Origin of the sequence: Cognatundibacterium aquatile (assembly GCF_014699135.1) — a bacterium.
In the GTDB taxonomy this organism is placed as follows: Bacteria; Pseudomonadota; Gammaproteobacteria; order Burkholderiales; family Burkholderiaceae_D; genus Undibacterium; species Undibacterium aquatile.
The window spans coordinates 139,822-160,155 of sequence record NZ_JACOFT010000005.1 but is presented as its reverse complement, the minus strand read 5'-3'; the positions used below and the strand labels follow the sequence as shown (position 1 = coordinate 160,155).

At 51.7% G+C, this 20,334-nt stretch carries 15 protein-coding genes; 11 read left to right on the top strand and 4 right to left on the bottom strand.

Going from position 1 to position 20,334, the window contains the following annotated elements:
- Positions 1-3 precede the first annotated feature (3 nt).
- On the top strand, positions 4-615 hold the full coding sequence (locus H8K26_RS14005) for a glutathione S-transferase family protein (RefSeq protein WP_190480368.1): 612 nt from the start codon (positions 4-6) through the stop codon (positions 613-615).
- A 94-nt stretch (positions 616-709) separates the two neighbouring features.
- Here the strand turns inward: H8K26_RS14005 and H8K26_RS14000 are convergent, their stop codons facing one another.
- The 3 genes from H8K26_RS14000 to H8K26_RS13990 form a co-directional block, all read right to left on the bottom strand.
- Positions 710-1,087, bottom strand: a complete 378-nt coding sequence (locus H8K26_RS14000) for a DUF423 domain-containing protein (protein WP_190480366.1) — start codon at positions 1,085-1,087, stop codon at positions 710-712.
- Positions 1,084-2,559: a peptide MFS transporter gene (locus H8K26_RS13995; protein ID WP_190480364.1), complete on the bottom strand. Its 1,476-nt coding sequence runs from the start codon at positions 2,557-2,559 to the stop codon at positions 1,084-1,086. Before H8K26_RS13995 ends, H8K26_RS14000 begins: the two co-directional genes overlap by 4 nt.
- A gap of 119 nt (positions 2,560-2,678) precedes the next feature.
- The gene (locus tag H8K26_RS13990; protein WP_190480362.1) at positions 2,679-6,260 is read right to left on the bottom strand and encodes an indolepyruvate ferredoxin oxidoreductase family protein; all 3,582 of its coding nucleotides are present in this window, start codon (positions 6,258-6,260) and stop codon (positions 2,679-2,681) included.
- 343 nt (positions 6,261-6,603) lie between these two features.
- On the opposite strand from H8K26_RS13990, the gene H8K26_RS13985 reads away from it, so the two are divergent.
- The 7 genes from H8K26_RS13985 to H8K26_RS13955 all read left to right on the top strand — a co-directional run bounded on the left by H8K26_RS13985 (position 6,604) and on the right by H8K26_RS13955 (position 15,535).
- On the top strand, positions 6,604-8,940 hold the full coding sequence (locus H8K26_RS13985; protein WP_190480359.1) for a methyl-accepting chemotaxis protein: 2,337 nt from the start codon (positions 6,604-6,606) through the stop codon (positions 8,938-8,940).
- Between the two features lie 50 nt (positions 8,941-8,990).
- Positions 8,991-9,842: a diaminopimelate epimerase gene (dapF, locus tag H8K26_RS13980; protein WP_186897672.1), complete on the top strand. Its 852-nt coding sequence runs from the start codon at positions 8,991-8,993 to the stop codon at positions 9,840-9,842.
- 8 nt (positions 9,843-9,850) lie between these two features.
- Positions 9,851-10,510 (top strand): DUF484 family protein, encoded by a 660-nt coding sequence (locus H8K26_RS13975; protein ID WP_390366883.1) that lies wholly within the window; start codon positions 9,851-9,853, stop codon positions 10,508-10,510.
- 26 nt (positions 10,511-10,536) lie between these two features.
- Positions 10,537-11,487, top strand: coding sequence for a tyrosine recombinase XerC (gene xerC, locus H8K26_RS13970; RefSeq protein ID WP_190480356.1), 951 nt, complete (start codon positions 10,537-10,539; stop codon positions 11,485-11,487).
- Between the two features lie 281 nt (positions 11,488-11,768).
- On the top strand, positions 11,769-13,217 hold the full coding sequence (locus tag H8K26_RS13965; protein WP_190480355.1) for an alkaline phosphatase: 1,449 nt from the start codon (positions 11,769-11,771) through the stop codon (positions 13,215-13,217).
- Positions 13,218-13,250: 33 nt separating this feature from the next.
- Positions 13,251-14,657, top strand: a complete 1,407-nt coding sequence (locus tag H8K26_RS13960; protein ID WP_190480353.1) for an alkaline phosphatase — start codon at positions 13,251-13,253, stop codon at positions 14,655-14,657.
- A 125-nt stretch (positions 14,658-14,782) separates the two neighbouring features.
- Complete coding sequence (locus H8K26_RS13955) at positions 14,783-15,535, top strand: hypothetical protein (protein ID WP_190480352.1); 753 nt, start codon at positions 14,783-14,785, stop codon at positions 15,533-15,535.
- A 246-nt stretch (positions 15,536-15,781) separates the two neighbouring features.
- On the opposite strand, the gene H8K26_RS13950 is transcribed toward H8K26_RS13955, so the two are convergent.
- Positions 15,782-17,749 carry a PhoX family protein gene (locus H8K26_RS13950; protein ID WP_186884397.1) on the bottom strand — a complete coding sequence of 656 codons (1,968 nt, stop codon included), beginning with the start codon at positions 17,747-17,749 and terminating at the stop codon, positions 15,782-15,784.
- A 283-nt stretch (positions 17,750-18,032) separates the two neighbouring features.
- On the opposite strand from H8K26_RS13950, the gene H8K26_RS13945 reads away from it, so the two are divergent.
- The 3 genes from H8K26_RS13945 (at position 18,033) to dksA (ending at position 20,227) form a co-directional block, all read left to right on the top strand.
- Positions 18,033-18,524, top strand: coding sequence for a Fur family transcriptional regulator (locus H8K26_RS13945; protein ID WP_186884396.1), 492 nt, complete (start codon positions 18,033-18,035; stop codon positions 18,522-18,524).
- A 17-nt stretch (positions 18,525-18,541) separates the two neighbouring features.
- Positions 18,542-19,615 (top strand): CobW family GTP-binding protein, encoded by a 1,074-nt coding sequence (locus H8K26_RS13940; RefSeq protein WP_190480350.1) that lies wholly within the window; start codon positions 18,542-18,544, stop codon positions 19,613-19,615.
- A gap of 207 nt (positions 19,616-19,822) precedes the next feature.
- Positions 19,823-20,227, top strand: coding sequence for an RNA polymerase-binding protein DksA (gene dksA, locus H8K26_RS13935; RefSeq protein WP_186884601.1), 405 nt, complete (start codon positions 19,823-19,825; stop codon positions 20,225-20,227).
- Positions 20,228-20,334 lie beyond the last annotated feature (107 nt).

Here is a 20,334-nt window from a genome sequence, read left to right as displayed (position 1 = left end):
ACTATGATTGAAGTTCATCACCTGAAAGAATCCCGTTCACGTCGTATCACCTGGATGCTGGAAGAATTAGGTCAGGAATATGCGGTGATCAGCTATGACCGCGATCCGCAAACCCGACTCGCACCGCCAGAACTCAAGAAAATTCACCCACTGGGAAAAGCACCGGTGCTGCGCGATAAAGAAGAAATTCTGATCGAATCCGGCGCGATTCTGGAATACCTGATCGCTGAATATGGCAACGGCAAATTCGTACCGGAAAAAGGCTCGACTGATTACTACCGCTATCTGCAATTCATGCACTATGCCGAAGGATCGGCCATGCTGCCTTTGTTGCTGAAGTTGTACGTCGGTCGGCTCGGCGAGGCAGGTGCTCCATTACATCCACGCATCAACAGCGAAATCGCCAATCATCTTGGCTATTTGAACGCGGAATTAGAAGGGCGCGATTTCTTCGTCGGCAATGAACTCACCGGAGCAGATGTCCAGCTATCTTTTGTAGTGCAAATCGGCGTCAGAAGTGCCGGACGCGATGCGTTTCCGAATCTGACGCGTTTTGTCGATATGATAGAAGCACGCCCAGCCTACCAACGCGCAGTCGAAAAAAATGGCGAGTAAGCTCTGCCGCTTCACCCGCCAGTCTTAGCAAGCACTGTCATCAGGTCACAATCTGACACGCTATCCGGCGGCCAGATTGTGACTGCGCAGAACATCAATGCTGACGGCGGTAAGCGCACCGCGCCAGCATTGCCCAACTCAGCAAAAATGCGACGCCACCCACCGGCGTAATCGCACCAAGGATGCGCAAACCAGACAACGCCAGAGCATACAGGCTGCCGCTGAAAATAACGATGCCGGACAACATCGTCCACGTCGCATACCGTAGCAAACGCTCATTCCACTGCGCCTGCAACAGGCTTAATCCCAGCAAGCCCAGTGCATGCACCATCTGATACTGTACCGCCGTCTGCCAGATCGCCAGCATGTCGGCACTCAACACGGATTTCAGGCCGTGCGCACCAAATGCCCCGGCACCAACTGCGGTGATCATATTGATTGCGGCAATACTGATCCAGTGATGCGGTTTCATGCTATCGCCTCTTGATCGGCGCCTTTAGTAATCAGTTTGCGCAAGAAAGGAATCAGCAAAATCAATACAACACCAACGCCGACAGCGCCCCAGCCCAGCATAGAAAAAATATGCTGATACGTTGGATTCGTTGACGCTGCCATACCTTCGCTGGCCTCAGGAATCATGCCGGAAAAATAGCTGGCGAGTATCGATGCCGTGCCCGTCGTCAGCATCCAGGTGCCCATCATCACACCCTGATACTTCGCTGGTGCAAGGCGCCCTATCATGGCGTAACCAACCGGTGAAATCAGCAGCTCAGCAACGCTTTGCAACAGGTAGCTGATGAATATCCAGCGGAATGCCACCAGACCGTTGCTGGCAGCAAAACCTATGCCCAACGGTAGTACCAGAAAGCCAATACCAATCAGTAATAATGCGGCAGAAAACTGCATCGGCACATCAATCTGCCAGCCTTGATCGCGCAGTTTTTTAAACAGCATCGCCATCAGCGGGCCTCCGACCATAATGACGAAGCTATTGATGTTTTGTATCCATTGCGGCGCGATTTCTATGCCCCAGACCATGCGGTCCACATTATTCACCGCAAACAGTTGCAAGCCCATCGGCGCCATCTGATACAGCGTCCAGAACACCAGTGAACCTATGGTCAGCAAAATGTAAGCAGACATGTTTTTTTGTTCGCGCCGATCCTCATGTCTGAATGTCAGATAGGCGATGACCAACGCGATACAGACACTGATGATCAGCACCAGATTACCGGTTAGCTCGGCTTTATGCAGCATGATATAAATCACCGGTACCAGGCCAAACAAAATCACCAGCCCGACCGCCAGACGCTTTTTGAATTCCGTTGGCGTTGCCTGCAATAACGGCGTATTCAGATCGACCAGTCGCTTCCAGTTCAACAGCGCCAGCACAATCGCCATAAAATTGCCTATCGTCGCAAAGACAAACAGACCGGCATAATCTTCCAGCAATTGAAAGTGACCGGCAGCACTAAAGCCGACAAAAAAGCCGAGATTCATCCCCGCGTAATTCCACAGAAATGCACTCTCGCGTCTGTCGTCTTCGGGTTTGAAGCGCTGCGTCAGCATCATGTTGATGCAGGTTACATTCAGACCACTACCGGTCAGGAATAATCCCAGCCCCCAGTACAGTTGCTCGGCACTGCCTAAAGAAATACAGCCGCAGCCCAACACCTGCAATACCATGCCGCCGACGAACAGATTACGGTTGCTGATAAAGCGGCCGCCAAGATAGCCGCCGAATAAATGCAGACCATAATTGAACGCGCCAAACACACCCATGATAGCCGTGGCTTCTTTGACGGAAAAATTCAGTTTCTTGGTTGCGTACAGCACCAGTGTCGAATACAACACAGCGAAACCGAGTGTCGCAAATATCTGAATAAAAAACAGGGCTGCCGAGCCCTCAGGTATGGTGGCAAGCTTTTGTTTAATCGTGGACAAAATGTACTCCTTTGAATGTCGGGTGCATTGTAAAGCAGAGCGCTGGCATCCTGCTCTTTTCCGGATCAGGAAATAAAAAATGGCCGACTTGCGTCGACCATTCTTTTAAGTAGTCAGAACTACGCTGCTTTTTGCGGCGTTGCGACCGTATTAAATTCCGCCAGCAATGTCGCTTGTTTATTTTTAGCGGCAAGCAAATGACGTTCTTTGACATGACCGTAACCGCGAATATCTTCGGGCACACTGGCAACTGCAACCGCACTGGCGAGATTGCCTGCATTCAGCAACGGCAACAGTTGCAGTATCGTCTGTTTGTATTCCATCACCAGCGCACGTTCGGTTCTGCGTTCTGCTGTATATCCAAATACATCGAACATACTGCCACGCAAAGATTTCATCTTCGCCAGCACACCGAATACTTTCATCATCCACGGCCCATAATGTTGCTTGATCAGGTGTCCCTGTGCATCGTGTTTGGCAAACAGCGGCGGTGCGAGGTGGAAGTGAACCGCGTAATCGCCCTCAAACATATCAGCAATTTTTTTCTGGAACTTGCCATCGGTGTACAAACGTGCGACCTCGTACTCATCTTTATACGCCATCAGTTTGAACAGATATTTTGCCACTGCCTCAGTCAGACGTAATGGCTTACCATCGGCAATCGCAGCCTCCGCCACTTTGACCTTATTTACGAAGTCACTGTATTGCAAGGCATAAGCAGCATTCTGATAATCCGTCAGGAAAGCAATCCGTTTAGTGACGATGTCATCCAGTGTCGGTGCGCGTTTCAGCTCAATCACCTGTGCCGGAGCCACCAGCTTTTTCACCGCCGCCAGATCATGCGCTGCGACGCGTCCCCAATTGAATGCCTGCTTATTAAAGTCGATCGCGACGCCATTGAGTTCAATTGCGCGCATCAACCCAGCTTCACTCAGAGGCACGCAGCCTTTTTGCCATGCAAAACCCAGCATGAACATATTCGAGGCAATGTTGTCACCCATCAGTGCCGTTGCCATGCGGGTGGCGTCAACCATATCGACGCGGTCTTCGCCGCAGGAATGGCGGATTTCCGCTTCCGCGCTCTCGCCCGGGAAACTCCAGTCAGGATTTTTAATGAACGTTGACGTTGGTGAAATGGAGGAGTTGACCACCGCACGGGTACGACCTTCGCCCATACGCGACAGCGCATCACGGCTGGCGGTCACGACTTCATCGCAACCGATCACCAGATCCGCCATGCCGGTACCAACGCGGGTGGAATGCAAATCAGCAGCATTGTCCGCAAGACGCACGTGCGACATGACCGCACCGCCTTTTTGCGCCAGACCGGTGATATCGAGTACGGAACATGCCTTGCCTTCGAGATGCGCTGCCATCGCCATGATCTGACCAATCGTGATCACGCCGGTGCCGCCGATACCGGTCACCAGCACGTTCAGCGGTTCTTTCGTTGCAGGTAAAGCCGGTGCAGGCAAGCTGGCCACATCGAGCGCAGTCCCTTGTTCTACTTTGGCCTTCGCTGGCTTTTTCAGCTTGCCGCCTTCGACGGTGACGAAACTTGGACAGAAGCCGTTCACACAAGAATAATCCTTGTTGCATGACGATTGATTGATCTGACGCTTGCGCCCAAATTCGGTTTCCAGCGGTTCGACCGACAGGCAGTTTGATTGCACCGAACAATCGCCGCAACCTTCACAGACTGCTTCATTAATCACAGCGCGTTTGGCTGGATCAGGAAAGCCAGGCTTGCCATCCTTGTCAAATTTTTTCCGGCGGCGACGCTTTTCAGACGCACAGGTCTGATCGTAAATCATCGCTGACACGCCTTCGATTTCGCGCAGCTCGCGCTGTACCGCATCGAGTTCGCTACGATGGCGCACGGTCACGCCGGGAGCCCAGTTGTAATTGGCCGGATATTTTTCCGGTTCATCGGTCACGACGATAATCGGTGTGACACCTTCTGCCGCGATCTGGCGTGAAATCATGCCGGGGTCCAGCGGGCCGTCAAATTCCTGACCACCCGTCATCGCAACGGCGTCGTTAAATAAAATTTTGTAGGTGATATTCACATGCCCGGCAACCGCTGCACGTATCGCCAGCAAACCAGAATGGAAATACGTACCGTCACCCAGATTGCTGAACACATGCTTTTCATTCGTGAACGGTGCCTGACCTACCCAGGTCACGCCTTCACCGCCCATGTGACTGAAGATCGTCGATTCGCGATTCATCCAGGTCACCATGTAATGGCAACCGATACCCGCCAGAGCACGGCTGCCTTCTGGCAACTTGGTCGAGGTATTGTGCGGGCAACCTGAACAGAAATGCGGGACACGATCTTTGTTTGGATCAGGTTTTGCTGCAACGTTCAGCATTGCCTCTTTGGCTTCCAGATAAGCGACACGCTGTTTGACGCGTTGCTCGACCGGATGGCCGGAAAAATACTTGGTGATACGGGATGCAATCGCACGGGCGATCTGCGCCGGGCTGAGTTCATAAGTCGCTGGCAACAACCAGTCGCCATGACCGGTATGATCGAGATCGCTCCATTCACCGGTATCGTCAAACTTGCCGACCACGCGTGGACGCACATCATCCTGCCAGTTGTACAGTTCTTCTTTGAGCGCATATTCGAGAATCTGACGCTTCTCTTCGACCACCAGAATTTCGTCCAGACCTTTGGCAAATTCGCGCACACCCTGCGATTCCAGCGGCCAGGTCATACCGATTTTATACAGACGGATGCCGATGTCGGCCGCCGCCTGCTCATCGATGCCCAGATCCGCCAGCGCCTGGCGGGTGTCGAGATACGATTTACCTGCGGTGATAATGCCGACTCGGGCACGCGGACTATCCCAGATGATCTGATTCAGTTTATTGGCGCGGGCATAGGCTAATGCGCCGTACCATTTGTAATTGATCATGCGCGACTCTTGCGCGAGCACAGGATCGGGCGTGCGTATGCTGATGCCATCAGCAGGCATCTGGAAATCGCCGGGGATAATTGGCTTGATACGTTCAGGATCGATATCGACGGAAGCGCCGGATTCCACTACTTCGGTCACACATTTCATCGAGACCCAGAGGCCGGTGTAGCGCGACAGGGCAATACCATGCAAGCCATAATCCAGATATTCTTGTACCGATGATGGATATAACACCGGAATGCCACAGGCTTTCAGAATATGTTCAGACTGATGTGCCGCGGTAGACGATTTTGCAGCATGGTCATCACCGGCAATGACCAGTACACCACCATGTTTCGATGTTCCCGCCAGATTCGCATGTTTAAACACATCGCCGCAGCGATCAACACCCGGACCTTTGCCGTACCACATCGCAAAGACGCCATCGTATTTCGCCCCCGGGAATAAATTCACCTGCTGCGTACCCCATACCGAGGTTGCCGCCAGATCTTCATTCACGCCGGGATGAAATTTGACGTGCGCTTTTTCCAGATATTTTTTCGCTTTACTGGCAGTCAGATCGACGTTGCCCAAAGGCGAACCGCGATAGCCGGTAATAAAACCAGCCGTATTGAGTCCGGCTTTTTCATCCGCCTGCCGTTGTAACATCATCAGGCGCAATAAGGCCTGGGTGCCGGTCATGAAAGCGCGTCCGCGCTCCAGCGTGAATTTATCGTCGAGGGAAATAGAATTGTCGATCAGCGCCTGCTGCTCGGGTCTGAGAGGTGCATTCATGGGGTCTCCGTGCTTTTTTTGTATGGCATTGGTATTTGCCAATAATCAGAATCACCTTGTGAGTGAATCATATACTTTTTAATTCTGGTCGCACATTAGCATGCAGCATGGTACGTCCCCATGCACAGTCACGCACAAAAATACCAGTACAGTACGACTGACAGTGAGATAAAGTGTACTGGTTCCTGAGAGAAACAATATAGCCTGTTTTTTAAGCTATCATCTATACAGCTGTATCGTGCTGTAATCGGGCTGTTATTGTTGTTTTTCCATTGAAGACAATGTTCTGCCGGTTCTTTTCTGGGAAAATGCAAGAGCGCTTTTAATCCAACGAAAAAAAACTATGCCAGCCTCAAGAGACAAACTGCTGACCACGCTCATGCGGCCAAGTGCCGCCATGATGAGCAAGCTCAGCTTGCGCACCAAACTGCTGTCGATGTTTATCGTCTTGATGCTGCCGACGCTGCTGCTGGTCATGTACATGTTGTCGAAAATGCAGACGGATGTTGAAGTCGCGCAAAATGAGCTGGGCGGCATACAGATCAACCGTCAGGTTATGGATGTGATGATCCAGACCCAAAAACATCGCGGTCAGGTCAATCTGAAGTTATCTGGCGGGAATATTGATGCCGATCTGGCGACAACCAGAAAAGCCTTGTCGGATAGCCTGTCACGACTGAGTCAGGAAATCGTCACCAACCCCGAATTCAAGCTCGCCGATAACTGGAAACCGCTGGAAACCGAATTACGCCAGTTGGCAGCGGGGCAGATCGCAGAAACGTCGGCCGCCAGCCTCGCTCAGCATACCAGTCTGATTGCCAAAATTCAGGATTTCTCTTTGTATGCGAGTGAACGTAGTGGCTTATTTTTTGATCCCGAAGCGGCCACTTATTTCCTGATGGATGCCGCCATCATCAAGATTCCCACATGGATAGAACAAGTGGCTCTGCTGCGGGGCCTGGGTGCCGGTTATATCAAATCAGGTACGATCGATTTTTCCGGTAAAGCGGCCATAGTCTCGCGCCTGAGCGCTTTACAGACCGCAATCAAAGCGGTCAACGATCTGGAACAACAACTGAAGCGGGCTGGCGAAACCGTCCCGACTGAGCAGCAGGCAAGCATCAAAGCGAGTGAGGAATTCGCCGTACTGGCAAAGCAGAATTTGCTGGGAGAGAACGTCAGCGGTGACGCCAGCAGCTATTTCGAACAAGGGACGCAGGCCATCGAAAAAACCGTCAGACTGCAACAGCAATTGCATCAGCGACTGACTGACCTGCTCAGCGAACGCGTGGCAAAACAAAGCTTCCGCAGAAATCTGATCTTTACCGTTCTGGTGTTTTTATTTTTGACGGTATCTTACCTGTTAGTGGGATTTTATCGCGGCTTTATGCAAGCGCTGCACGCCGTGCGTGAATCCGCGTTGTCGGTGTCTTCCGGTGACCTGACCAAGCAAATACATATCGACGGCACAGATGAACTGGCGGAAACCGGCAATACCCTTGAAACTATGAATCTGAGCCTGTCGGGTCTGGTAGCAAATGTACGCACGAATGCGAGCAAGGTGTCACAGCTTGGACAGAATCTGGCCAGCGATATCGGTGATCTGGCAGTCAGAACCGAACAGCAAGCGTCCAGCCTAGAAGAAACAACGGCGAGTGTCGAAGACCTGTCGGTAACAGTAAAAAAAAATGCTGAAAGCGCCCGCGAAGTAGATCATCTGGCCTCGAATCTGAGTCAGATTGCAGCTTCCAGCGGTGACGCGATGCACGCCGCAGTAACGTCTATGCAGGGCATACAACAAAGTGCGCTGAAGATGCATGAAATCATCAGCATGATCGATGGCATCGCTTTTCAAACCAATATACTCGCGCTGAATGCAGCGGTTGAAGCAGCGCGCGCCGGTGAACAAGGGCGCGGCTTTGCCGTGGTGGCAACCGAAGTCCGCAGTCTGGCGCAGCGCAGTGCTGACGCGGCAAAACAAATCCGTGATCTGATCGATCAATCGGTACATCAGGTCAAACATGGCGTCGGTCAGATCAACGACGTCAACACCACACTCAATAACATCGTCTCTGGCATACGCGATCTGGCGGGCAATATTAACGAAATATCCAGCGCGTCAGAGGAGCAAAGCAATGGTCTGGCGCAAATTTCTGAAGCGCTGAAGCATCTCGATGAAATCACACAAAGTAACGGCGGTATGGCAGAACAAGCGCGCAGCACCGCGATTCATCTCGAACAGCGTGCCGCCTATCTGACCAAAGCCGTCGCCAGCTTCCACCTCAGACAGGGTACGGCTGACGAAGCCTATCTGATGGTCAAGAAAGCGATCGAACTGTTCCAACGTAAAGGCAGGGCTGCATTAGCAGAAATCACCGGCGATAAAGACCACTATTTCAGCCACAAAGACATGTATGTGTTTGCCTTCAACCGGGATGGCCAGTATCTGGCATTCGGCGGTAATGCAGAAAAACTGAAACTGAATCTGTTCCAACTGACGGGCCTCGATGGCCGCAAACTGGTGGCCGATGCGTTCAGCCTGCCGGCATCGGGTGGCTGGGTCGATTACACCATCCTGAATCCTGTCTCGAATAAAGTCGAAGGTAAAACTTCGTATATCGAAGCGGTGACGAGTGACATTGTTTTGGGTTGCGGCGTATATAAAGCCGACGGCAGCTAAATCACAGCATCGGGCGCATCATCGCGCTTATCCCGCGATATAATGCATCCATGAAACTCAAATTCACCAAAATGCATGGCGCCGGCAATGATTTTGTCGTGATCGATGCGATTAATCAGCAGATACAATTCACCCGCGAACAGTGGCAGCATATCGCTGACCGCCGCTTTGGCATCGGTGCAGATCAGATTCTGGTCGTCGAAAAATCCGACACGCCGGATGTTGATTTCCGCTACCGCATTTATAACGCCGACGGCGGCGAAGTCGAGCAATGCGGTAATGGCTCACGCGCTTTCGTGCGCTTCGTCATTGAGAAAAAACTCACCGACAAATCGACCATCCGTGTTGAAACCATGTCCGGCATTATTGCCCCACGCATGGAAAGCGACGGCAGCATCACCGTTGATATGGGTGCGCCGATACTGGAACCGGCAAAAGTTCCTTTCGACAATTCCGGGTTGACTGCGATTTCCCAGGCCGATGATACGCTGTGGCCACTCGATGTGAATGGCAAAACCGTCTCTGTTTCTGTGGTCTCGATGGGCAATCCCCACGCGGTACAGGTGGTTGACAATGCGGAGACTTTTCCGGTCGCGGCCGATGGCCCTGTGATCGAACATCATCCGCGTTTTCCCAAGCGCGTGAATGCTGGTTTTATGCAAATTAACGATCGTCATCATATCCGCTTGCGCGTGTATGAACGCGGTGCGGGTGAGACGCTGGCCTGCGGTACCGGTGCCTGCGCGGCAGTTGTTGCAGGTATACGGCGCGGCTTGCTCGACAGCCCGGTTCGCGTCACCACTCATGGCGGCGAACTCTCTATCGCGTGGCAAGGCGAAGGTAGCTCTGTTATGCTCAGCGGCCCGGCAGTCACGGTCTTCGAAGGCGAAATTAATCTCTGATCAATGTAATGAATTCAACTGACATCGCAACCTACCTGATCCAGAATCCGGATTTTTTTGAAGAGCACGCAGAATTACTGAGTGCGGTCAAACTGACGAGCCCGGTCATGGGTCGTACCATTTCTCTGCAAGAACGACAAATGGAAGTCGTGCGTGAAAAGTATCGCGCACTGGAACTCAGATTGTCCGAATTAATGCGGATCGCGGAAGAAAATCACGACATCAGCAAAAAATTTCAGACGTGGACGCGCGCCCTGCTGCTGGCGCGCAATGATGTCGATCTGCCGTTTGTTCTGACGCAGGGTTTACAGGATATTTTCCAGCTGCCGCACGCCACCTTGCGCCTGTGGAATGTCGCCCCTGAGTTTTCTCACACCTGGTTTGCTGCGCCCGCCAGCGAAGATGCTATTCTGTTTGCAAAAGGCCTGACAACGCCGTTTTGCGGCCCGAATCAGGATTTCGAAGCAGCCAGTTGGATAGAAGCCAGCGCACCGGTACAATCCATCGCCATGCTGCCGCTGCGTCTGTCGCCAACATCATCGGCCTTCGGTTTGCTGGTGCTGGGTTCGCCCGATCCGGCGCGTTACACAAAAAACATGGCCACCGATTTTCTGGTCAACATCGCCGATACCAGCAGCGCGGCATTGACCTGTCTGATCGATATTTAATTCACTGACGCCAGACCGGAGTCGCCATGGCAACGCCAGATCACCTACCGGAAACGACTGCCGCTGGCGACAATTTTCTGCATGAGTATCTGGAAGTCTTACGCAGTCAGCGCCAGTTGTCACCGCATACGCTCAGCAGTTATGCACTCGATCTGCGGGAATTGCAGCAATGCGCCGGCTCACAGGCGATCGCCGAACTGAGCGCTGCACAAATCCGCCGCTTTACCTCACAACTCCATGCCCAAGGTCTGAACGCCCGCAGCATCGCACGCAAACTGTCGAGCTGGCGCGGCTTTTACCGTTGGCTGATGGAGCAGCATGACCTGAGCAGCAACCCGGTCGAAGGCATACGCGCCCCGAAAAAAAGTAAGCCTTTGCCCAAAGCACTTGGCGCCGACGATGCTGTGCGTCTGGTGTCGCATCGCGGTGGCGACGAGGCAACACCGCGCGCAAATCGCGCCATGTTTGAACTCTTGTATTCGAGTGGTTTGCGCGTTTCCGAACTGGTCGGCCTGGATGTCGCTGCCGTACAAGAGCCTGGCTATGCATCGGCGGGCTGGATCGATCTGGATCAAGGCGAAGTGCACGTCACCGGTAAAGGCAACAAGCCACGCATCGTGCCGGTCGGTGCGCCAGCGCTGGAAGCATTGCGCGACTGGCTGGCCATCCGCGGGAGTCTGCTCAAAGCCGACCCGCATCCGCTGTTTCTGAGCGAGCGTGGCACACGGATTTCGGCACGTCTGGTGCAGTTGCGCATCAAAACCCATGCACAAAGTCTGGACATACCTGCCAACGTCCATCCGCACATGCTGCGTCATTCCTTTGCATCGCATGTATTGCAATCGTCCGGCGATTTACGCGCGGTACAGGAGATGCTGGGACATAGCTCGATTGCCGCAACGCAGGTGTATACCTCGCTCGACTTTCAGCATCTGGCAAAAGTCTATGATCAGGCGCATCCGCGCGCCAAAAAATAGCATACTCCCCCTCGTTTTCATGATTTCACCCTTGATGTCCTTATAAAATAAGGGTGTCAAAATATACTCCCCCCAGTATATTTAGCGCTTATTTCATCGAAAAAATTGATTGCTGGCGTCTGCACTGCTCAGCAGCACGCATACAGCTTCCTCATCTTTTCAGCAAAATCAGGAAAACAACGCTGAATACAACAGTCCGCCTCATCCTCAGCCAGGGTCACTGACAGGTAATAATGCCTTGTTACATTGGGATACTTTTAACCCCCTCTGGACGAACGAAAATGAAATTCAAGCCTCTTTACGTCGCTGTTCTCGGCGCCGCACTTACTCTCTCGGTCACAGGTTGCGGCACCAGCTCAAACGATCCGGCACCAGTCGCTGAAGCACCGAAAAACGTGATCTTTTTCCTGGGTGACGGCATGGGTATGACGACCATGACAGCAGCGCGTATTTACTCTGTCGGTGAAGATGGCGAATTGACCATGGATACCTTGCCAGAAACCGCGTTCGTTAAAACCTTCTCTAACGATGCACAGGTCACGGACAGTGCACCGTCAATGTCGGCTTACATGACCGGCGTCAAGATGAATAATGAAGTGATTTCCATGTCACCCGACACCGTCGCAGTTGATCCGGTAGCGGACGCGAACGGCAACAAACTGGGAAATAATTGCGGCACTAAAAATGGCACCAGCGCCACCACATTACTGGAACTGGCCAAAGCCAAAGGTTTATCCGCTGGCGTTGTCACGACAACCCGCGTTACACATGCGACACCTGCCGCAACCTACTCACATATCTGCCATCGCGATCTGGAAAATGATATTGCAGCAGCAGCCGTTCCAGGCGGTGTCGGCTACAACACAGCGCTGGGCACAACAGGTCTGGACGTATTAATGGGCGGCGGTCTGCAATTTTTCACGCCATCCAAAAATGGTGGCAAACGCGCCGATGGGCGTGATTTAGTCGCTGAAATGAAAGCGAAAAACTACGCCTACGCCAGCAACGCGACCGAATTCAATGCGATTGACGGCACCAAAACAGATCGCCTGCTCGGCCTGTTCACTTCCAGCCATATGAGCTACGACCTTGATCGTGATCCGGCCAAAGAACCAAGTCTGGCGGACATGACCACCAAAGCGATGGACGTGTTAGCGAAAAATTCCAAAGGCTATTTCCTGATGGTGGAAGGCGGACGGATTGACCACGCTCTGCATGAAACAACCGCCAAGAAAGCATTACAAGACACAGTGGCTTTCGACAACGCAATTAAAGCCGCGATTGCTAAAGCGAAAATCAGCGATCCTGATCTGAAAAACACACTCATCGTCGTTACTGCTGACCATGACCATACACTGGTACTGAACGGCTACGCAAAACGTACCGGTAAAACAGCCAGCGGTAATCCAGGTGTGCTCGGCGTGGTGAAAAACTATGTCACCGGCGCAGTCGAAAAAGATCTGGATGGTGCACCGTATTCGATCATCGGCTTCGGTAATGGTGAAAACCGCACGCAAGGCAGCCGTAGCAGCATGATCAGTCTCGATGAAACCACAACCAGCGCCAATACCTACCATCAGGAAGCGGTGGTACGCGTGGCAGCCGGCAGCGAAACACATGGCGGTACTGACGTATTCCTCGGTGCGATTGGTAAAGGCGCCGATACTTTCCTCGGTACGATCGATAACACCAAAGTCTTCGGTCTGGTGAAATCGGCCTCTGGCTTGTGATTATTCAACATTGTTGAGAACGGATAACTGATTATGAAACGCACACTTTTAGCCGCCACACTGGCGATGACTTTTGCCAATGCTGCAAACGCTGCAGGCGAAGCAAAAAATATTATTTTCTTTTTGGGCGACGGCATGGGCCCATCGACTATCACGGCATCCCGTATTTTTAAATACGGTGAAGACGGCAGCCTGAATATGGACAAGCTGGAACGCACGGCACGCATCAAGACTTATTCTAACGATGCGCAGACGACCGACAGCGCACCATCGATGGCAGCCTACATGACAGGCGTGAAGATGAACAACGAAGTCATCTCCATGTCTGCCGACACCGTTGCGACGAATCCTGGCAAAGATGCGAATGGCAATCTTGGTATCAACAATTGCGCCGCGACAGGTAACGGCACTTCGGTACCAACGATACTGGAACTGGCAAAATCTAAAGGGAAAGCAGTCGGCTCGATTACCACGACTGAGCTGACCCATGCGACACCAGCCGCAACTTTCTCGCATATCTGTAACCGCAATGCGCAATACGCGATTGCTGCGCAGGCAGTGCCAGGTGGCGCAGGCTACAACAGCGCCTTGCTGGATGGTGTGGACGTGCTGATGGGTGGCGGCCGCAACCACTTCCTGCCTTACGATGCCACCACCAGCATCGGTAAGCTCGGCCGTGCCGATGGCCGCAATCTGCTGACTGAAATTGCTGCCAAAGGCTACACCGTTGCGGCGACTAAAGCAGACATGCTGGCAGCGCCGACGAATAAAAAATTCATCGGTTTGTACAGCAGTAAAAGTCATCTGGAATATGAACTCGACCGCACTGCGACACCATCGGTTGGCGAAGGCGCGAACCAGCCTAGCCTGGCCGAGATGACGACAAAAGCCATGGATATTCTGTCGCAAAATTCGAACGGCTATTTCCTGATGGTTGAAGGCGGCCGCATTGACCATGCATTGCACGGCACCAACGCGAAACGTGCACTGACAGACACCATCGCATTTGATGATGCTGTGAAGGCAGCATTGGACAAGGCAAAACTGACTGATCCGACGCTGGCCAATACTCTGATCGTAGTCACCGCAGATCATGACCACACGCTGGCATTCAATGGCTACGGCAAACGCGGCAATCCGATTCTGGACATTAACCGTGGCTACCGCGACGGCAAGCCAAGTCTCGATGCCGATGGCAATACTTACACCACACTGGTGTTCGGTAACGGTCCTAATCGCCCTAACCTGCGTACTAATTTAGACAGTGCAACGGTATTGGCGGACAACTATTTGCAAGAAACCGGCGTTCGTCTGGCCAGTGAAACGCATGGTGGTGGTGATGTGAAATTGTTTGCCACTGGCGCAGGCGCAAAATCGTTTAAAGGCACACTGGACAACACTAAAGTATTCACACTGCTGAAATCAGCTTACGGTTTCTGATTCCTCCATCGCTGAATGTATACAAAACCAGAGGGTGTTGCCCTCTGGTTTTTTTCATCTTTACAGCTATCAGCGCATATCGTCTGATATCGCAATATTCACGAGTACGAAAGTCTTATTTAAAAATGAAATTCAAGCACCTTATCGCCGCACTGAGCCTGACCCTGCCCCTGACCGTCAGCCATTTTGCGATGGCAGCGCCAGCGACGCCTGAGACAGCAGCGCCGGATCTGGATATCCGGATACAAAATTACAGTCGTGTGTTAACGCCAGAAGGCGTGACACGCGAAGCACGCTACGAAGAAACCCTGTTACGCCGCGCCAAACACGTCTGGATCGCCCGCGTTTTGCCAGCCGGTATGCATGACCACGCAGACGGCGATCATGCTGACGAGAAGACCAACAAGAAAAATAATGCTGGCAACGCGAAAGAAGCCAAGCACAAACACTTCAATCATGTGGTGCTTCCGCGCCATGTGTTCCAGGAAAATAATAAAACCCAGATCGAATTCGTGAACACGAAAGATAAAGAAATTATCGCTATTCCTGTTTCCGAATACGACAATGTGAATTTCGATGGCTCGTGGGAAAACGCGTTTTATCTGCTTGATCCTAAGCTCGTCAAAGCCATGCCGCTATCAAAGAAGGCATCGACCGTCAGCGGTGCGCAATGGCGTGAACGCGAAATGAATGGCAATTTCCAGAGAGTATTGTGGGATGAGCAAAAACAAATTCCGCTGATCATCGAAAGCGGTGATAAAGCCGGTACATTCTTCCGCCGCGTTGACGTCAAACTGCAAGCTCCGCTCAGCACTAAGCTGCCATGGCAAAATTTAAAAGGCTATGCGCAAAAAGAATATGCGGATTTTCTCGATTGATTTGTGTGCAGATCAACCGCGCTGCAATGAGCGTTCGCTTTTAGATGAGCGCTCAAACACAGAAAGCAGATACTCCCCGTTACTGAGCCATCAATACCGCTGATGTCCTTATAGAATAAGGGCATCCAAATATACTCCCCCCCAGTATATTCAGACGTAAAAAAGGGCAGAATCATCTGCCCTTTTTCATTCAAACCTGCGTCGCACTTCCGGTCAGATCTGCGCCGGAAGTGCATTCATCAGAAATTATTTCGCCAGTTTGACACTGCTGACATCAGCAGTTAGATAGCCAACCGCAGAAGCGAAACGATCTTTGTAGTTCGCCCGCACCAACGGATCGAGCGTAGGCTTAACGATATTGTGGATGCTGCCCCAATCGCCAGCGTGCTGGAAATTGCTGGTGATGTAGGTCCAGCCATTCAGATTATCCACCACCGACAAACCAGTTGCCTCGGCACCGGCAGGCATGGATGCAACGCGGGTCAGTTTTTTGGTGTCGACGTTGTAAGCCCACAGGAAGTTGTTGACGTGATAGCTGCTGTCTTCGCCGATAAACAAGGTGCGCAGTTTTTCGGAGAATTTCAGATTATCCGGCGCGCCGATTTTTTCCGGATTCGCTGTATTGCCCAAAGCATCCGCCGCAATATCTTCGCCGATCAGCAAAGTCTTGGTGACAGTCGGCACCCATTCACTGTTGATGGCCGCACCAGAAGTATCTTTCTGACCGCCCGCCAGCGTATGCGCCAGAATACCGCCTGCGTTCAAGGCTTTTTCTAAGGTCACGCCGAATGCTTCGTTCCAGGCCGCATTACCGCGCACCATGGAACTTTGCATGTTTTGCAAAGCAGAATAAGCAATCTTGTCTTTTGCATTGACGGTCGTGCCTTCAAGCTTCGTCAAGGCCATACTGCCGCCCATCAACGCCGCATAACGATGGGTTTCGAGGAACGCCGCTGCTTTTTCCATACCGGCTTTGACGCGTACCCACTGGATTTTTCCACTGATATAAATCTTGGTGTAAGTCGCATCTTTTGGATCGGTATTGGCCACATCCATGATGTCAGTTGGTTTCAGCTTGTTTGCCAGTGCTTCGATTTCTGCACTGGTCGCGGAGCCGAGTTTAATCCAGCTCAGTGACGCACCGGCAGCTGCAGTATCGAGTGAGAAACCCGCACCAATTTTAGCCACATACAAAGAACCGGAAGACAGGTCTTTTTCTTTGTCCGCCACGAAAATAAACAAGCCGCCATTCGTTGCATCGTCACCCATCAATGCCGTGCGGTTATCCGGGAAAACCTGTATCAGTTCATGCGAAATACGACCCAGGCAATAATGTTTTTTGATCGAACCAGTGCCATCAGGATTGACTGTCACTTCTGGCAAATGACCATAGTGGTACGGATTTGCTTTCGTTGCGTCACCAAACAAATTGGTGCTGTATGCCGCGAACATCGCATTCGACGAAATCGTGAACGCATCTGGCTCATACTCTTCGCTAGACAGATGTGTGTCCCACGGCGACAGGCTGGAACCGCAGGTAATCCACAAACCATTGGCTTTGGATGTATCGACGTTATGGTATTTCACCAGGCTCAATTTACCGGTTGTCTGATCCTGATCCAGTGTCAGTACAGCGATAGGTGAAGGCAATTTACCGTACATATCGGTTTTGCCATCTTGCGCCCAGGTTGTGTATTCGAACTGCACCACCGCAAATACTGCTTTGCCTTTGATGCCTGTCACTGTCGGATTCGGCAACGATAACAGGGAAGTGCCATCCGGCGAATCTGAGAAATATTGACGTTCTTTGCCCGCAACGGTCGCATCAATAATCGGCTTGTTATTGATGTCGTAGTAACCACCGGCCAACACTGTGCCGCCGTTACCGTTCGGTACCATGTCACCGGTCAGGAAGAATGGCTGATAGGCCAGTTTGTAGGTTTGTGTGGAGTTGTCGCTAAACGTCACATTCAGGCTGGAAGCCACTGTCGTCGTTGCCATCGCGGCGGCATTCGTCAACGTTGGCGCAGCCATTGCAGTGAAATCTGCAGAAACAAAATTCGCCACCGGAGCAGCCGGAGCCGCAGCGACCGCCGAGCTGCCACCACAGGCAGACAGCAGCGATGCTGTGGACATTGCGCCGAGCGGCAGCAACGGTGCACCAGCGAGGAATTTTAATGCCTTACGGCGGCCTGATTGAGGTTGATCTGACATGAGTAGAATTCCAGAATAATTGACGTCAAAACGCGGGCATCAGCGATGCGCGGCGCACAAATTTAGTAAGAATCCGGGACGCAGAACGAGACGCATCAGCGGATTCACCGTGCGCAGTTTAAAAAGTAAATATGACAAGACGATGAATAGAAACACTGCTGTGTTCATGCGACGTCTGCCTGACGTTGTTTTGATCAGACGCACTTTTGCAACTGAATTGCATTTTCAGGCATAATGCTCGCTTACTCTTACTTATTTTTGCTTACTCTTTTCTGCATTCAATATGAAATCTGCGCATCACAGCCACACCGTCAGCGATCAGGCACAGGCCTCGGACTTGTTGCGGGCCAGTGGCGTCCGCGTTACCGATGCGAGACTGGGCGTGTTGTCTGTATTGCTGGATACCAAACGTGCGTTGTCGCATCTGGAAGTGCAAGATGCGCTGCCTGAGATGGACAGAGTCACCTTGTACCGTGCACTGGATTGCCTGACGGAAGCTGGCTTGACGCATAAAATTCCGGGCGATGACCGGGTGTTCCGCTACAGCACCGGCAGTGAACAGTCAGGCGATTCGAAAAGCGGCGTGACGCAGCACCAGCACGGCCATTTCAAATGCACCCGCTGCGCCCGCGTGTTTTGTCTCGATGATGCAGAACAACCGGCGTCTTTACGCGAGCAATTGCAAGCGACCCTGCAGGCAACGCTGGGACGCGGCTTTCAAAGTCATGACATCGAGCTGACCATCAAGGGCTGGTGTGCTGACTGTTCCAATTAACTTTTCCTTCTGACGCTATGGCACTGATTCCAACCACTATTCTTACCGGCTTTCTGGGCGCGGGAAAAACGACCCTGCTCAATCGCATCCTGCAGGAAAACCACGGCTATAAAATCGCCGTGATCGAAAATGAATTCGGCCAGGAAAATATCGACAATGAAATTCTGGTTCAGGACAGCAATGAACAAATCGTCGAAATGAACAATGGTTGTATCTGTTGCACTGTGCGCGGCGATCTGATCATCGCACTCAGTAAGCTGATACAACAAAAGAACGAAGGCAAGATTGATTTCGACCGCGTGATTATCGAAACCACAGGTCTGGCCAATCCCGGCCCGGTTGCGCAAACTTTCTTCGTTGATGAAGAAGTCGGCACCTACTACATGCTTGATGCAGTCGTCACCGTGGTTGATGCGCGTCACGGTATGCAGCAACTCGATGAACATGAAGAAGCGCAGCGTCAGGTGGGCTTTGCCGACAAAATTTTGCTGTCCAAAACGGATCTGGTTGATGCCAAACAACTGGCGAGTCTGCGTTCACGTCTGACGCATATCAATCCACGTGCACCAATCAGCACTGTCGATTTCGGCAAGATTGCCATCGCTGAAGTGCTGGATCTGAAAGGCTTCAACCTGAACGCAAAACTGGATCTCGATCCCGAATTTCTAAGTGAAGAAGAACATTCCCACGAACATCATGCTGAACATGCGCACGATGACGAACACTGTGATGAACATTGCACACATGAACACGGGCACGAACATGCGCATAATCATCATCACGCCCATCATTCTGACGATATCGCCGCATTTGTATTTAAAAGCACACGCCCGTTCAACACCGGGCAGCTTGACGAATTTTTAGGTGGACTGGTGCAGGTGTTCGGCCCGCGCATGCTGCGTTATAAGGGCGTGCTGTACATGCAAGGTGCTGACCGTAAGGTGATCTTCCAGGGGGTACATCAGATTATGGGAACCGATGTCGGCGCGAAATGGGGGGATGAAGAAACGAAAGAAAGCAAAATGGTGTTTATTGGCAAAAATCTACCAAAAGACATATTTATTCAAGGTCTGGAGCATTGTTTAGTATAAACTGTCGGGCTACTGATATCAGGCATTGTCTGTTGTGCAAGTGGCATGAGTAAAAATGCTGCTTTTCATATCAGTAAGGGGAGGATAAATTATCTGAAAACTTCATCGTTTCAGACTTTTTCTATGTGTTAACCCGTTGTATCGAAAGTAAGCGAAGTGGCAACTAAATCATCTAAATCGACTGCTACAGTCAGCGCCCCCGAAGCCCTGCTCACCGAGGAACAAATCCTCGCGATGGGAGAGAAGGACTATATGAACGCTGCACAACTGGCATTTTTCAAGGCCCGTTTGCAACAGCTTGAAAAGGATTTATTGAAGAATGCCGACGAAACTACCGAGCATCTTCGCGAAACCGTATTAGTTCCCGATCCGGCAGACCGTGCCACGATCGAAGAAGAACATGCGCTTGAGTTACGTACCCGTGACCGCGAACGCAAATTGCTGAAAAAAGTTCAGCAATCCATCGCCAGCATCGATGAAGGTGACTACGGCTGGTGCGAAGAAACAGGCGAGCCTATCGGCGTTCCACGCTTATTGGCACGTCCGACAGCAACGCTGTCACTCGAAGCTCAGCAACGACGCGAAATGAAACAAAAACTGTACGGTGATTAATTCCACTGTCACAAAAAAGCGTTAAAGTAAAAAGCGTGTGATCAGTTACACGCTTTTTTTACTCAAGGAACTGCAACAGTGTTGCACCAATAAGGAACTTTGTAGAT

Excerpts from the sequence above, each read along its gene's own strand:
- H8K26_RS14005 (WP_190480368.1), top strand. The coding sequence starts at position 4 with ATGATTGAAGTTCATCACCTGAAAGAATCCCGTTCACGTCGTATCACC.
- H8K26_RS14000 (WP_190480366.1), bottom strand. The coding sequence starts at position 1,087 with ATGAAACCGCATCACTGGATCAGTATTGCCGCAATCAATATGATCACC.
- H8K26_RS13990 (WP_190480362.1), bottom strand. The coding sequence starts at position 6,260 with ATGAATGCACCTCTCAGACCCGAGCAGCAGGCGCTGATCGACAATTCT.
- H8K26_RS13985 (WP_190480359.1), top strand. The coding sequence starts at position 6,604 with ATGCCAGCCTCAAGAGACAAACTGCTGACCACGCTCATGCGGCCAAGT.
- dapF (WP_186897672.1), top strand. The coding sequence starts at position 8,991 with ATGAAACTCAAATTCACCAAAATGCATGGCGCCGGCAATGATTTTGTC.
- H8K26_RS13975 (WP_390366883.1), top strand. The coding sequence starts at position 9,851 with ATGAATTCAACTGACATCGCAACCTACCTGATCCAGAATCCGGATTTT.
- xerC (WP_190480356.1), top strand. The coding sequence starts at position 10,537 with ATGGCAACGCCAGATCACCTACCGGAAACGACTGCCGCTGGCGACAAT.
- H8K26_RS13965 (WP_190480355.1), top strand. The coding sequence starts at position 11,769 with ATGAAATTCAAGCCTCTTTACGTCGCTGTTCTCGGCGCCGCACTTACT.
- H8K26_RS13960 (WP_190480353.1), top strand. The coding sequence starts at position 13,251 with ATGAAACGCACACTTTTAGCCGCCACACTGGCGATGACTTTTGCCAAT.
- H8K26_RS13955 (WP_190480352.1), top strand. The coding sequence starts at position 14,783 with ATGAAATTCAAGCACCTTATCGCCGCACTGAGCCTGACCCTGCCCCTG.
- H8K26_RS13950 (WP_186884397.1), bottom strand. The coding sequence starts at position 17,749 with ATGTCAGATCAACCTCAATCAGGCCGCCGTAAGGCATTAAAATTCCTC.
- H8K26_RS13945 (WP_186884396.1), top strand. The coding sequence starts at position 18,033 with ATGAAATCTGCGCATCACAGCCACACCGTCAGCGATCAGGCACAGGCC.
- H8K26_RS13940 (WP_190480350.1), top strand. The coding sequence starts at position 18,542 with ATGGCACTGATTCCAACCACTATTCTTACCGGCTTTCTGGGCGCGGGA.